This is a genomic window from Microbacterium marmarense (assembly GCF_037204165.1).
In the GTDB taxonomy this organism is placed as follows: Bacteria; Actinomycetota; Actinomycetes; order Actinomycetales; family Microbacteriaceae; genus Microbacterium; species Microbacterium marmarense.
Window position 1 is genome coordinate 1 of record NZ_JBBDGL010000001.1, and the last position, 14,698, is coordinate 14,698.

General features: G+C 62.9%; 8 protein-coding genes. 3 read left to right on the plus strand and 5 right to left on the minus strand.

What is annotated here, in order from left to right:
• The 3 genes from WDU96_RS00005 to WDU96_RS00015 all read right to left on the minus strand — a co-directional run.
• Positions 1 to 5,447 (minus strand): ThuA domain-containing protein (locus tag WDU96_RS00005; RefSeq protein WP_337336430.1); only part of this gene is annotated, 5,447 nt, incomplete at its 3' end.
• 296 nt (positions 5,448 to 5,743) lie between these two features.
• The gene (locus tag WDU96_RS00010) at positions 5,744 to 6,391 is read right to left on the minus strand and encodes a response regulator transcription factor (RefSeq protein WP_337336431.1); all 648 of its coding nucleotides are present in this window, start codon (positions 6,389 to 6,391) and stop codon (positions 5,744 to 5,746) included.
• Complete coding sequence (locus WDU96_RS00015) at positions 6,379 to 8,094, minus strand: sensor histidine kinase (RefSeq protein ID WP_337336432.1); 1,716 nt, start codon at positions 8,092 to 8,094, stop codon at positions 6,379 to 6,381. Before WDU96_RS00015 ends, WDU96_RS00010 begins: the two co-directional genes overlap by 13 nt.
• Positions 8,095 to 8,387: 293 nt before the next feature.
• On the opposite strand from WDU96_RS00015, the gene WDU96_RS00020 reads away from it, so the two are divergent.
• Positions 8,388 to 9,791 carry an aspartate aminotransferase family protein gene (locus tag WDU96_RS00020; RefSeq protein ID WP_337336433.1) on the plus strand — a complete coding sequence of 468 codons (1,404 nt, stop codon included), beginning with the start codon at positions 8,388 to 8,390 and terminating at the stop codon, positions 9,789 to 9,791.
• 62 nt (positions 9,792 to 9,853) lie between these two features.
• Here WDU96_RS00020 and ald read toward each other — a convergent pair whose 3' ends face one another.
• Positions 9,854 to 10,939, minus strand: coding sequence for an alanine dehydrogenase (gene ald / locus WDU96_RS00025; protein WP_337336434.1), 1,086 nt, complete (start codon positions 10,937 to 10,939; stop codon positions 9,854 to 9,856).
• 154 nt (positions 10,940 to 11,093) lie between these two features.
• Here ald and WDU96_RS00030 point away from each other — a divergent pair, with 154 nt between their 5' ends.
• Together WDU96_RS00030 and WDU96_RS00035 are read left to right on the plus strand one after the other, a co-directional pair.
• A complete protein-coding gene (locus WDU96_RS00030) occupies positions 11,094 to 11,564 on the plus strand; it encodes an Lrp/AsnC family transcriptional regulator (protein WP_337336435.1) in 471 nt (156 codons plus the stop codon).
• Positions 11,565 to 11,582: 18 nt separating this feature from the next.
• Positions 11,583 to 13,040, plus strand: a complete 1,458-nt coding sequence (locus tag WDU96_RS00035; RefSeq protein WP_337336436.1) for a DUF2252 domain-containing protein — start codon at positions 11,583 to 11,585, stop codon at positions 13,038 to 13,040.
• Here the strand turns inward: WDU96_RS00035 and WDU96_RS00040 are convergent.
• The gene (locus WDU96_RS00040; RefSeq protein WP_337336437.1) at positions 13,037 to 14,599 is read right to left on the minus strand and encodes an SLC13 family permease; all 1,563 of its coding nucleotides are present in this window, start codon (positions 14,597 to 14,599) and stop codon (positions 13,037 to 13,039) included. The two genes, WDU96_RS00035 and WDU96_RS00040, sit on opposite strands and share 4 nt — an antisense overlap.
• Between the last annotated feature and the right edge of the window lie 99 nt (positions 14,600 to 14,698).

Sequence of the window (14,698 nt, forward strand, 5' to 3'; positions counted from 1 at the left end):
ACCGTCGCCGAGTGCGAGAACTCCGTCGCCCCATCCGCCACAGACTGCGTGCTCTTCACCAGCAACCCATCCTTATAGATGTTCGCCACCACACGATGCAGCCCCGCGTTATCGGTCGCATCCACCTTCACCGACAACGCCTGGAACGGACCAGCCGTCGAAGGCGACACCAACACCACCACCGGACGCTCAGTATCAACCTCGGCGACCTCTGGCACCTCGATCGAGCCCTCGTCTGAGGTGTTTCCAGCCTCGTCCGTGGCGCGGTAGGTGATCGTCTGCGCGTCATCGCTGAGTTCCACGACTGCGTCATACTCGATCCATTCGCCATCGTCGAGGCGGTATTGGATCGAGGCGATGCCGCTGGTGGCATCTTCAGCAACGAGACCGATAGTGCGCGGTTGCGCATCAAGATCCGTTGACGCTTCGATCTCGGGAGACGTCGCGTCGATCTTGAACGAGACCTCATCGTCGACCGGGTCGACTTCGGGGCTCGATGCGCGGTATTCGACGGTGTGCTCGCCGTCATCCGTGACCTCGATGGGAGCGGTGTATTCCACCCAGCCCGAGCCGTTGACGTTCACCTCGCGGTAGACGCTGCTCTCGCCGCCGCCAGTGACAGACACTTCAACCGTCACGGGCCCGGTGTACCATCCGTCAGCGCCGCCAGCCTCAGCCGGCGCGAGCGTCGAACTGATCTCCAGCGGGTCGATCGCAGCATCCTCGACTACGTGGAAGTAGTCGAAGCGTGCAGTGCGCGACACTGTTCCCTGGCTGGAGTTGCCCAGCGCGTATACGCCGACCTGTCCTTCCGCTGCGGGAGCGTTGGTCATGACATTTGACATCGCGATCCAGGTGTCTCCGTCGGTGCTGTACGAGCCGCTGAACGTGTCGCCTGCCTTCGAGAGTCGAAGCCACACGTTTCCGTCAGTGGACAAGCCGGTGACAGTAGCCTGCGGGGTCTGAATCGCGCCGCCGATCTCGCTTCGCATCTCTAGATTGCGCACGACTGCCGAACCACCAGCGTTGGTCGACACGAGGTCGATCTTGACGTAGTTGTCGTCATCGCCGAGGACGATCAATCCTGCCTGCTGATACCGGCGGTCGAGTGCCGAAGCATCAACCTTCGTCTCAACCGTCCATTCCTCACCCGGCTGATCCTGCACGATGAAGTTCGGCGCGCCGGTTGCGCTGGTGTAGATGTCTTCCGGCGTGGTGTCGATCTCCAGGTGTCCATCCGAGACTCGGAACCCCTCGGGCTCCGGATCCACCACTGTCCAGCGGCACGTGTCAAGTGCGTCGCCGTCGAACTCGTCGTTCGGTGTGGCTGCGCTTGCGGTGTCGTCGGGGGTGATGTGGAACCAGTCGAAGTGTGCGTCGACGACCTCGCGTGGCGAGTTCGAGTTTGCAAACGCGGCGAGGCCGATGCGCGGATTCTCGATGCCCGCCAACTGCTTCGTCTGCGACATCATCGTGAAGTCGATGCCGTCTGCCGAGTACCACGCGTTAAGGCTGGTGCCGTCACTCGTGAACCGCACGAAGTAGGTCTCGGGGAACGCCGCACCAAGGTTGCCTGTGTTGGACGCTGCGACCTCGTTGGTCACGCCCGCCTCTTCCCGAATGAACTGGAAGATGCGCGTGCCGGTGGTGTTTCGGGCTTGAAGCACCATCTTCGCGTAGTTGTCATCGTCGCCGTAGACGATCAGGCCAGCCTGCTGGTACTGCGCCGTAGCCTCGAAGGTGACCTTGGCGGTCGCCTGCCAAGCGCCGTCAGGCAGCTCCTGCAGGATGATGTTCGATGCGTCTCCGCCTGCCCCGTTGATATCGGTCTTCGTCGCGGGGATGACCAAGTGCCCGTCTTCAACAACCGCTTCCTGGTTGAGGCGAACGTTGCTGTCCCACCGATCGGTGTCGAGCGCTTCACCGAGGAAGTCATCCGAGCGGCCCGAGAAACATACGCCCACTGCAGGTTGCTCAACGGTGATCGTCACCGACTCTTCGCTGGTGGCCCCCGTGTCGTCGGTTGCCCGAACGGTCAGAACGTACTGTCCGGCCTGCGTGTAGACGAACTGCTGCTCGCCGTCACCTTCGAAGAAACCGTCGCCGAGTCCTGCGTTCCACTCGAGCGTGACCTCACCACCTTCAGGGTCAATCGCTGAAGCCGTCGCATTGACGGTCAGCGGCGAACTGCCGGTGGTCTGATCTGCGTCAAGGGTGATGACGGGCAGACCATTGGCGTCAACCCCAGCGCCCACCCACTCGAAGTAGTTGACATTCACCTTGCCTGCTGTGAGCACGAAGTACAGCGTGCCCGTCTCAGTCGGCAGGTCTTCAAGGTCGACGTCGAAGTAGCGGTAGCTCTGCCATCCGCCTGTCGAAGTGAACGGAATCGTCGCGAGCTCTTCGCCATCAGGGGCGTTCCAGCGCATCGAGATGCTGCCCGAACCGTTGGGAATAGCCAACCGTGCGCGCACGGAGTCAATGCCCTTGAAGTTGATCGGCTCGTACGACCACCAGTCGCCGACATCGACGTAGGAAAGGTTCATTCCGCCGCCGGTATCTTCGGTCGTCTCGGTACGAACACCGTCGCTGCCGTCGAGGTTTGCGGTATCTGCGAAGAACTCAGCCTCGAGGTACTTGGGCGTCAGCAGGTTGGTGCCATACCCGGTCAGCGGAACATTCGCTGCGCCACCGTCGTCGGTGTAGCGCACGTCGACGACCCAGAACAGTTTCTCGGTGATGCCGTGGCCACCATCGCGACCTGTCGGGATGCTTCCCTCACAGCCGCTGAGCTGGCCCATCGGGTGCTGGTGAGAGTCGTGCCCCAGTGCCGGCAGCACTTCGATCTGCGAGCAGTCGATCTCGCCACTGCCGTCAGGATCGTCAACGACGACCTGGTACGCGACTTCGTCGCCCCATTCGAAGAATCCGCCGTTCTCGGGGAACACGATGTTCACCGTCGGTTCAACGTTCCCGACCACGAGGTTGATCGAAGCGATCGCAGACTGGCCTTCAGCATCCGACACTGTCAGCGACGCGGTGTACTCGCCGTAGCCGGTGTAGGTGTGCTGCGGGTTCTGCTCGTCAGTCGTGGCGCTTCCGTCACCAAAGTCCCAGAGGTACGTGATCGCTTCGCCTGAGGGGTGGCGTGAGCCTTCCGACGAGAACTGCACGGTGAGCGTCTCTTCCGACCCGTTTGTCTTGTCGGCCGTTGCGCGAGCGATCGGCGACGGGTTGCCCTTGACATAGTCGATTCGGTACACGCCCGAGCTCGAGTTGTTGCCGCCGAATCCCTGGCCCCAGTCGATCACGTATAGCGAGCCGTCGGGTCCCCATTGTGCGTCCATGACGCGATAGAACCCATGGTCAGGATCGAGGATCCCGGGAAGCATCCGCGTGACGCCGACGATTTCGGAGTGCAGCGGCGCATCGGCGGTGTCTTCATTCATCGTGATGCTGAAGGCCTCACCGAGGTTCCAGTCGCCGAAGAATGCTTTGCCATCCCAGTACTCGGGCCACTTCGTGTCGGAGTCGAGCTCAGGATCGTAGGCGTAAACCGGTCCGCCCATGGGAGCACCGGTGTAGCCGGCCGCGCCAATCTCGGGGAACGGGTTGTCGTTGGCGTTGCGCACACCCCAGTACTCAGGGGTGATCACCGGGGGCAGCTCACTGAGGCCAGTGTTGCCCGGGCTGTCGTTGACGAGCGCGTTGGGGTCGAACCGTTCGCCAGACGTAGATGTCTCAAAGTCGTAGTCGATGTAGCAGGTCTCACCCGTGCAGTACGGCCAGCCATAGTTGCCGGGCTCATCGACAATGTTCCATTCCGTCGTTGCAGCTGGCCCGCGGCTGGCGTTCGAACTGCCCGAGTCGGGGCCATAGTCAGCGACGAGAATGTTGCCGCTGAAGGGGTCCAGTCCGATGCGGAACGGGTTGCGGAAACCCATCGCATAGACCTCGGGGCGAGTCTGATCGTTGGTATCAGCGGCCTCATCGAACAGGTTCCCCGCCGGAATCGTGTAGGTTCCATCGTCTTGCGGGGTGATGCGGATGACCTTGCCTCGAAGATCGTTGGTGTTTCCCGAGGTGCGCTGGGCATCCCACGCCGAGCGCCCGTCGCGCCCATCAATGGGCGAGAAGCCGTTCGAAGCGAATGGGTTGGTGTTGTCGCCCGTCGCCAGCACGAGGTTGCCGTCGAGATCGAAGACCATGTCGCCACCGGCGTGGCAGCATTCGTCGCGCTGCGTCGTGATCTTCAGCAGCGTCTGCTCCGAGGTGGGATCGAAAGCGTCGATCGCAGCGTCATAGGTGAAGCGCGAGATACGGTTGTGCGGGCCATCTTCTGCCGACACCGAAGACGGCGACCAGTAGACGTACATCCAGCCGTTCTCGGCGAAGTCGGGGTCGAGCACCGCGCCGAGCAGGCCATCTTCGTTGCCGAGAGTCACGCTCAGGGTCAGCGCTGTGGTGCGCTGCTGAGTGTCGGCGTCAATCCGCTGAATGCGACCGTTGCGCTCGACGTAGAACACGGTGCCGTCGTCTGCGATCTCAAGTGACATCGGGTTTCCGGTGTCGTCCGCAAGCGTCACCAGCTCATAGCTGTCAGACTGCGATGCGCTGCAGTCTGAGTCGACGACACCGGCCGCGGTGCGCACGCCCTCGAGCACGTGCGTGAGGAAGTCCGGCTCCGCGAAGGCTGCGTCGGTGTGACCGCCGGCGGTGTACCAGGACCTGCCACCGTCGTAGACGTTGCACCACGCGATGGGGTGGTCCTCACCCATGCCGCCGTTGCTATACGACGACTCGTCCAGCGAGAGCAGCACGTGCACGTCGTCGCGCGGGTTGGTCTGGAAGTCGTACCACTCATCGAAGCGCGCCCAGGTGTCTCCGAGGTGAGAGGTGGATTCGTGCGCGTGGTCTTCGACCTCGATGACCCCATTCTGCTGTGCGGGGTGGCCTTCGAAGTATGCGCCGACGAGACCCTCGTACCACTCCCAGCCATACTCGGTGTCGCTTGCCGCGTGAATGCCTGCGTAGCCACCGCCCGCCTGAATGTAGCGCTCGAAAGCGGCCTGTTGGGTCGTGTCGAGAACGTCTCCGGTCGTGGAGAGCCATATGACGACGTCGTACTGCTCGAGGTTCTCATCGGTGAAGGCCGCCGCGTCTTCGGTGGCCTCAACGGTGAAGTTGTTCTCGGCTCCAAGTTGCTCGACCGCCGCAACCGCGGTCGGGATATTCCCGTGCCGGAAGGCGGCGGTCTTGGTGAAGAGGAGCGCACTGAATTCGGGCGTTTCCTCGACGGCGGCGGTGAGCGCATCGCCTACGCCCACGAGTGTCACCTCATCGGCCTGTGCGGGCGCGACCGACATCATGGTCAGTGGGAGGGCGATTGCGGCGCTGGTCAAAAGCGCGAGGGCTTTCGATCGGCCGCTTCGTACTGCTTTGTACACGGGAATCCTCTCGGCGCGTCGCAACTATGCGACCTTGCTCGGATTGCACAACCGCCACCTCGTCGCGACGGTTCTCTACTCTTGCGAGAGTAGAGACCCTGTTTGTTGTTTGTCAAGATTTAATTGCTGCATTTCTCACCCTGACTACCCCCGGCAGCGCGAAGATCCGGATATTTGGGGGAAGGCGCCACAAAATATCCTGCTCAGCAGCGCTAACTGCTGACTGTCGGACCGAGCCGGTCGATCCGCGCGGCCGCGCGGATCACTCAGTGAGTCGGGTCACTCAGTGAGGCGGGTCACTCAGTGAGATAGTGCAGCACCGCAAGCACCCGACGGTGATCATCGGCATCGACAGGAAGGCCAAGGGCGTCGTAGATGCGAGAGGTGTGCTGCACCACTGCTTTATCTGAGCAGCCTAGGCTCGCAGCAATCCAGGTGTTGCTGCGACCCTCGGCCATCAGCGCGAGCACCTCTCGCTGCCGCTGCGTGAGGCGCTCGACGCCGCCTCCGAGCATTTGCGCACGAGAAACCAAGATCTCGACCACATCAGGATCGAGAGCGGTGCCTCCAGCGGCGACCCGCCAGAGATCCTGAGTAAAGGTTTCGACATCGGCGATCCGCTGTTTCAGCAGGTAGCCCACCCCTCCGCGCCCATCGCCGAGAAGCTCTTCGGCGTAGCGACGTTGCACATGCTGCGAGAGCACCACGACCGCGGTCTGGGGCCAGCGCTTCCTGATGCGCACCGCGGCGGCAAGCCCCTCGTCAGTGAACGTCGGTGGCATGCGAATGTCGGTGACGACCAGTTCGGGCTCATGCTGAACGACGGCAGCGTCAAGCTGCACGGCGTCGGCAACGACCGCTACCACGTCGAAGCCATCCTGCGCCAAGACCAGGTCGAGACCCTGCCTCAGCAGCGCTTCATCTTCTGCAATCACGACTCGCATGGCAACTCCACCGAAAGGGTCAGTCCTGCACGATCGGTTGAACGCAGTTCTATGGTTCCACCGAGCGCATCGACGCGGTCAGCAAGCCCCCGCAACCCACGACCCGCAACAATCGCACCGCCGCGCCCACTGTCGGTAACGTCAATGTGCAGTGCGTGCGCAGTCTGAACAAGCGTCACCCGCGCCGAGCTTGCATCAGCATGCTTGACGGTATTGGCCAAAGCTTCAGCGACGACAAAGTATGCAGTGTTGCTCACCGGCTCTGACAGGTGCAGATCGGGCGGGTGCACCTCGAAGGTGGTCGGGATCGGCATGCGGTCGACCAGGTCTTCGACCGCATCGCTCAGGCCTCGATCTGTCAGAGTAAGGGGCAAGACGTCGTGCACGAGTCGCCGAAGATCAGCTGCCGCCGAGTCGATGCGCTTTCGCAGTGTGGTCGCGGCAGCCTTGGTCGCTGGCGAGGAGTCAGCAATGCCCGCGATCTGTTGGGCTTCAAGGGCCAGCAGCACCAATTGCACCTGCAATCCATCGTGCAAGTCTTGAGCGATGCGCAGTCGTTCGTGATCGGCCGCATCAACGATGCGAGTTCGGGACTCGCGCAACTTGCGCTGGCTGCTGAGAAGTTCTGCTGACAGCCGCGTGCGATCCAGCGCGACGGCGAGCACCTGACCCGCCCGGCGCACGTGCTCGGCGTTGCCGTTCATGCGGGAGTCATATTCGATGACGGCGATGCTCTCCCCCGCCACCGTCACTTCAACAACTTCGCGGCCGGATGCTCGCGCGGCGACGTTCATTGCCGCGCCAGTCTCATCAACGAACTCTCCTGGGGCGCCGCCGCGGAGCCCAAGGCGCACGGTGTCATCGCCGAGAGTCAGCGCCAGCGCGTCTTGGAGCGATCCTGTCGCCACATCGACGCTCAGCCACGCCCCCAGGTCGGTGAGCTCACCGGTGTGCGTGAAACCACCGCGCAGCATCCCGAATACAAAAGCGACGGGGAGGCCCATCAGCAATACGAGTTGCACCACTTCGCGCGTCGGCGGGGCAAACGCGTCGAACAGCAGCGACGCGAACGGAACGCCCAGCACCACGAACATCCCGTAGGAGAACAGCGGCAAGAGCACCCTGCGGTGCGCGGGGTCAGCCGCACGCACGCGCAATGCGAGCATCAACGACGTTGCTCCCATCACCGCGAAGCCGCACACGCGCTGCGTAGTGATGGCCGTCTCGAGCACCGTCTCAGACGTCGCGAGGTACAGCGGCGTCTGCAGCACTACCGCGACGAAGTAGGCGCCGGCGACAACCCCACGAGCAACGTTGTTCCCAAGTCGCCCAGACGGAAAGGCGAGCAGCAGGTGAACGATCACCGCCAAGATCGTGGTGGCGAATACTGACCCGATCCCCACCAGTATCGGCTGCGACGCGTTGCCCAGGTTTGACAGGTACACGACCAGAGCACCCGCCAGGATCAGGGCAGCCATCGGGTTGCTGGGCCGGCGGTACCAGGCGACCAGGCCCGCCGCGAGGTACACCCAGAACACCGCGGTGTAGAGCACCATCACGCCGGGATACTCAGCGCCTGGGAATACCAGTACCAGCTCGATGAGCCCCCCGAAAATGCCGATCAGGCCAATCAGCCACAGAGCTCGAACGAAGGATGCTGCACGCGCAACGCGCGGCGCTGCTTGCCGTTGCTGCGCTCGCATGCCTCTCGCTTTCACCGTTGTGACCACTATCTTCGCGCAGTCTTGTTGCGGCTATAGACCTAGGTCTATAGCGCGGACCGGGCGGCTCAGACAGAGTGGGTGTGATCCGCAGCAGGGCCATGAGGCGCCGGTTGATCTTGCGGGCGCAGGATGCGAAAAACTGGGGACGTATCCTTCGCCCGCATCTGCTCCGGACGGTCCGGCGCTCGCGGCCGCTGAATCGGACGAACCGCCGTGGTTCGGCGGAGCGTCTCGCGAGTAATGTCGATCAGAAGGCCTAGAGCGGAGTTTCCATGTCGACATCGTCCGAGCGCGCCGCGCGCACCGAAACTGAACTGCAGGAGATGGCGAAAGACCATCTGTGGATGCACTTCGCGCGCCAGTCGGTGATGACAGAGGGGCCAGGAGTGCCCATCATCACCAAGGGTGAAGGCCACCACATCTGGGACTCACAGGGCAAAAAATACATCGACGGTCTCTCTGGGCTGTTTGTCGTCGCCGCGGGCCACGGCCGCAAGCGCCTCGCGCAGGCCGCGGCAAAGCAGGCTGAACAGCTCGCGTTTTTTCCGATCTGGTCGTACGCGCACCCCGCGGCCATTGAGCTCGCCGATCGCATCGCCAGCTATGCGCCAGGAGATTTGAACAAGGTCTTCTTCTCGACCGGCGGCGGCGAAGCCGTCGAGACGGCGTTCAAGCTTGCGAAGTACTACTGGAAGCTTCAGGGGCAGCCGACCAAGCACAAGGTCATCTCTCGCGCGGTCGCGTACCACGGCACCCCGCAAGGCGCGCTGGCGATCACCGGCATCCCCGCGATGAAGTCGATGTTCGAACCGGTCACTCCCGGCGGGTTTCGCGTGCCGAATACGAACTTCTACCGCGCGGCTGAAATGGGCGGCCCCACCGAAAGCCTCGAGGAGTTCGGTGTCTGGGCGGCCGACCGCATCGAGGAGATGATCCAGTTCGAGGGCCCCGACACTGTCGCCGCGGTCTTCCTCGAGCCGGTGCAGAACTCAGGTGGCTGTTTCCCCCCTCCCCCCGGCTACTTTCAGCGGGTACGAGAGATCTGCGACAAGTATGACGTGCTGCTCGTCTCTGACGAGGTCATCTGCGCATTCGGCCGCGTAGGCCACATGTTCGCTTGCGACGCATATGGCTATAAGCCCGACATGATCACTTTCGCGAAGGCTGTCACCAGCGGTTACTCCCCCCTGGGTGGAACCGTCGTCAGCGACAAGATCTACGAACCGTTCGCTCACGGAGACACCGCGTTCTACCACGGCTACACGTTCGGCGGACACCCTGTCTCTGCCGCCGTCGCGCTCGAGAACCTCGACATCTTCGAAGAAGAGGGACTGCTCGCACGTGTGAAAGAGAACTCGCCCATCTTCCGGTCTGAACTCGAGAAGCTCACCGATCTTCCCATCGTCGGCGATGTTCGCGGCGACGGGTACTTCTTCGGAATCGAACTCGTCAAAGACAAGTCGACCAAAGAGACCTTCAACGACGACGAAGCCGAACGACTGCTGCGTGGGTTCCTTTCGAAGGCACTGTTCGACGCTGGCCTCTACTGCCGCGCCGACGACCGCGGCGACCCCGTCATCCAACTCGCTCCCCCGCTGACGATCGGACCAGCCGAGTTCACCGAGATCGAACAGATCCTCCGCAGCGTCCTCACCGAAGCCTCCAACCAGCTGTAGCCGCACGCAACGGCACACGCGCGGGATCGCACTACTCATGCGATCCCGCGCGTTTATCGTCTCTACAGGCTGAGTGCGGCTTTCACACCTGCGTTGGTCACGACACCGTCTCGAACGTTCAGCCCCGAGGCGAGCGCGGGGTTGCCCTCGGCCGCGGCATCCCATCCCAGATTCGCGATCGACGCGATGTAAGGCAGTGTGGCGTTGCTGAGCGCGCGGGTTGAGGTGTGCGGTACGGCTCCAGGCATATTCGCGACGCAGTAGTACAGCGAGTCGTGCACGGCGAACGTCGGGTCATCGTGCGTCGTCGGGCGCGAGCCTTCGAAGCATCCACCCTGATCGATAGCGATATCGACCAGAACCGAACCCGGCTTCATCGCTTCGACCATCTCTTTCGTAACGAGTTTGGGGGCAGCAGCCCCTGGGATGAGTACCGATCCGATCACCAGGTCAGCGTCAGCGAGCTGTTCGGCTATCTCGTATCGGGTTGAGGCTCGGGTCTGCACAGCGCCGGCAAAACGAGTCTCCAGTTGACGCAGGCGAGGCAGAGACACATCAACGATTGCGACGTCTGCTCCCAGACCCAGCGCGTTTGCCGCAGCGTGCTCTCCCGCAACGCCGCCGCCGATCACCAGCACCTTGGCTTTCGGGGTACCGGGAACGCCACCCATGAGCATCCCGCGACCGCCCTGCGCCTTCAGCAACGCGTGTGAGCCGACCACGATCGAGAGGCGCCCGGCGACCTCGCTCATCGGCGCGAGCAGCGGCAGCGCGCGGTCGGGCGTCTGCACCGTTTCATATGCGATCGCGGTTGTTCCCGCGGCCATCAGCGCCTCGGTGAGCGGGCGGTCTGCGGCCAGGTGCAGGTATGTGAAGAGCGTCAGATCTGAGCGCAGTCGGGCGTACTCGGCGGCGATGGGTTCTTTCACCTTCACCACCATTTCGGCGCGCGCCCATGTCTCGTCTGCGGTGGTCACAATCTCGGCCCCCGCGCGGCGAAAACTCTCGTCGGTGATGTTGCTGCCGAGCCCCGCACCGGATTGAATGATCAGCTCATGGCCTGCCTGCACGAGCGTGTCTACTCCGGCGGGGGTCATTCCGACGCGATTCTCGTTGTTCTTGATCTCGGTGGGGACGCCAATACGCATGGGGCACTCTTTCATTGTGTTGAGAGGGCCCACATTTCCAGATTCATTCGCTAGTGCGTCATACCTTGATAGATTCATCGGCAAATAGGTCTTTTCTCCAATGAATAGTCACTGCGGCCTCTACCGCGAGGCCCCTGCATGAAGGATCTTCGCTATGCCTGCCGAGCTCACCGAGCTAGATCAACAGATCATCGAGATCTTGTCAGCCGACGGGCGTGCGACCATCGCCCACATCGCTTCATCGCTCAACATCGCGCCGTCTACCGCACACACGCGCGTGCGCGCGTTGATCGACAGAAAGCTCATCACCGGAGTACACGCGGCACAGAATTACGCGGCACTCGGTCGCGGGCTGCAGGCGATGATCGGCGTGACGCTTCGCCCTGGCGCTCGGCAAGAGAACATCCGGCTGTTTGCCGACGAGGTGCGAGGCCTCCCCGATGTCATCCAACTCTTTTTCGTGGGCGGCACCGACGACTTCTTGGTGCACATCGCGGTACAAGACTCGTCGGGGGTGCGTCGCTTCGTCGTCGATCACCTTTCTGCGCGGGCGAGTGTCGCATCCACCCGCACGAGCATGATCTTCGAGTACCACCGAAACGCTGTGGCCGCTGACTTTTCGTAGTCGACCTCTCGGCGAGGCGTGGCGGAACCACCGGTTGTCGGCCATGATCTGATCATGGCCGTTCATGATCTTCGTCCCGCATGGGATCTGCCGATCGTCTCGCGCGCTGACGCTCGCGCACTCGGTCAAAAGCAGCGCAAAGCTGTGCCACGGCGATCGCTCGGCGTCTTGACTGATCTGCCCCGCCGTGACGCAGTCGCCCACCTTCGTGAGCAGAACGCTGATCGCGTCGCAGAGCTCGTTCCGCTGCGCATGCAACGAATGCTCGCGAACCCCTTCGCGTTCTATCGGGGGACGGCAGCTCTGATGGCCGCCGACCTCGCCAATGCTCCCAGCTCGAACATTCCGGTTGCTGCCTGCGGAGACGCGCACATCACCAACTTTGGTTTCTATGCCTCCCCCGAACGGCGACTGGTATTCGATCTCAACGATTTCGACGAAGCAGCGATCGCGCCGTGGGAATGGGACGTGAAGCGATTGGTGACGAGCGTGGTCATCGGTGGCCGGCACGCAAACTACGACGACCAACTCATCACAGTCACGGCAGACGCCGCGGTGCGCGCCTACGTCAGCTCGCTGCGCGCGAGCAACAGCATGAGTGCGCTGGAACGCTATTTCATGCACCTCAACAGCGAGTTCGCCAACCAGCACATGAGCAAACAGGGCAAACGTGCGGCGAAGGCAGCCATTGCGTCAGCCGAGCGGCGAACCGGATCGCGGGCGCTGGAGCGACTGACCGAACACGCCGAAGACGGCACGCTGAGGTTTCGCGATCAGCCACCCACGATGAAGCGAATCAGTCTTGACGACGCACAGGCTGCTGGAGGCAGCGCGCACTCCGACCACGAAGTCGGCTATCTGTTTCGGCAGTACCGCGATAGCGTGCCGATCGACATCGACATCGTGCTGTCGCAGTATCTTCCCCGAGACCTCGCGCGCCGCGTTGTCGGCGTGGGGAGCGTCGGCACACGGTGCTATCTGCAACTTCTCGTGGGCGCCGACGATGACGCGATCGTCTTGCAGATCAAAGAGGCGGGCGAATCGGTGCTGAGCCTGCACGGCCTGATGAAGCAACCCGAACGCCTCACCCGAGGTGTCGCGACGCATGGGCACGGCTTTCGCGTCGTCGGCCTGCAGCGCATTCTGCAGGCCGTCTCCGACCCGTTCCTCGGCTATCTCGGCGGACCGAATCGCGACTACTACGTGCGGCAGTTTCACGATATGAAAGGCTCCATCGAGCTTGAAGGGCTCTCGTACGAGGCGTTTCACGACTACGTGCTCGGCTGCGCAGCCGTGCTCGGCAGGTCGCACGCGCAGAGCTTCACCGCGGGGCGTGTCGTCGGCTATATCGGCAACCCCGAGTCGGCGAGCGCAGCAATCGTGGCGTGGTCACGGGCATACGCAGATCTCTCGATGCGTGACTACGAAAGCGCGTGTGAGGCGTGGAACCCGACGACAGGCGAAGACAGCAGCTAGAAGGGCCAGATCAGTGGCACATAGAGCACAGCCATCGCGATGAAGAAGATGGCGAGTGGAAGCCCTAGCTTCCAGTAGTCACCAAAGCGGTAGCCGCCGGGTTCCATCACCATCAGGTTCGCGGGGGTGGCGATGGGCGTGAAGAACGCAGCCGCGCCCGCGACCGTGAGCGCCATCATGTAGGGCATGACCGACAGGTCGAGAATGCCCGCCAGCGCGACCGCGATCGGCGCAACGATCAGCACCGTCGCCATATTGCTGATCAGCTGACCGAGCACGAGAGTCAGCAGACACAGCACCAGCAGCGACAGGTACGGGTTGGCCCCGCCCAGCCAGCTGATGAGCGAGTCGGCGACGAGGTCAGCCGTGCCGGTGACCGTGACGGCGGCAGCAAGTGGCATCATGCCGGCGATCAGCACAACCGTGGTCCAAGACACCGAGCGATATGCCTGGGGAAACGTGATGGTGCGGGTAAGGATCAGCATGCCCACCGCGAGCAGGCCCGCCACTGCTGGCGGCACCCAACCTGTCGCAAGAAGCACCACCATGCCAGCAAGAACCAGCAGAGCACGGCGCGCACCTCTGCCCAGCGGCACCGAGCGGCGCAGCGCACGCGGTGGGTCAACGCTGAGAACTCCTGGCTGTTCTGAATTGCGCACGAGTTCATCCCAGGTGCCCTGCATCAGCAACGCATCCCCAGCGCGCACGATGACCTCTTTGTCTTTGATGACGTCGTCTCCGCGCCGCACCGCCAGCACGACCAGTGCCTCGCCGGGCACCGCCATTCCGGGCGCCACCCGCTGGCCGATCAACGGCGAACGAGGTGGCACCACAATCTCGCTCACGCCATCGGTTGCATTGATGATCGCTGCGGTGTCGAGAGTCACTTCATAGTGGCTGCGCAGCAGTCGGGCGTGACGCACAAGATCGACCGGCACGGCGACCGCCGGGCGATCGGGCAGCAGCCGTGGCCCGAGCAACAGCACGATAGCGATGGTGCCCATCAGCAGCGGAATGCCGACCAGCGCAAACTCGAAGTAGCCGAATGCTCGACCACCACTCGATGCGGCAAGGTCTGACACGACGATGTTGACGGGTGTGCCCGTGAGCGTAAGCATCGAGCCCGCCGACGCGGCAAAGGCAAGGGGAATGAGCAGTTTGGATGCTGCGATCCCTGCCCGCGCAGCCACAACCACAACGAGAGGCAACAGCGCGGCGACGGCACCGTTGATGCTGATGAACGCCGAAACCACGGCTACCAGAAGACTGATCACGACGACGATCTTGCTGCGCTTCGTTCCGGCTCGTCCGATCACCCATTGGCCGGCCCAGGCCATCACCCCCGAAGAATCGAGGGACTCGCTCACGATGAAGAGCGTCGCGATGAAGATGACGGTGGGATCGCCGAACCCTGACAGCGCCTCGGGCAGCGTGAGGATGCCCGTTGCCCACAGCGCGAGAGCAACGCCGACCGCGACGATCTCCAACGGCACCCGGTTGCTCACGAACGCGATGATCGCGATCACGAGAACGATGAGTGTCGTTATGACGGGGTCCACGCGGCCCAGCGTAGCGGCAGCTCCGCGCGTCGGCCGCCGCGAGCGGAGGCCGAGAAGTCGCTGCACGCACGAACGCCCCGGTGCGAGCGTTCGCATCGG

Bases quoted from the DNA above. Each gene is read 5' to 3' on its own strand.
- WDU96_RS00010 (WP_337336431.1), bottom strand. From the start codon at position 6,391: ATGCGAGTCGTGATTGCAGAAGATGAAGCGCTGCTGAGGCAGGGTCTC.
- WDU96_RS00015 (WP_337336432.1), bottom strand. From the start codon at position 8,094: ATGCGAGCGCAGCAACGGCAAGCAGCGCCGCGCGTTGCGCGTGCAGCA.
- WDU96_RS00020 (WP_337336433.1), top strand. From the start codon at position 8,388: ATGTCGACATCGTCCGAGCGCGCCGCGCGCACCGAAACTGAACTGCAG.
- ald (WP_337336434.1), bottom strand. From the start codon at position 10,939: ATGCGTATTGGCGTCCCCACCGAGATCAAGAACAACGAGAATCGCGTC.
- WDU96_RS00030 (WP_337336435.1), top strand. From the start codon at position 11,094: ATGCCTGCCGAGCTCACCGAGCTAGATCAACAGATCATCGAGATCTTG.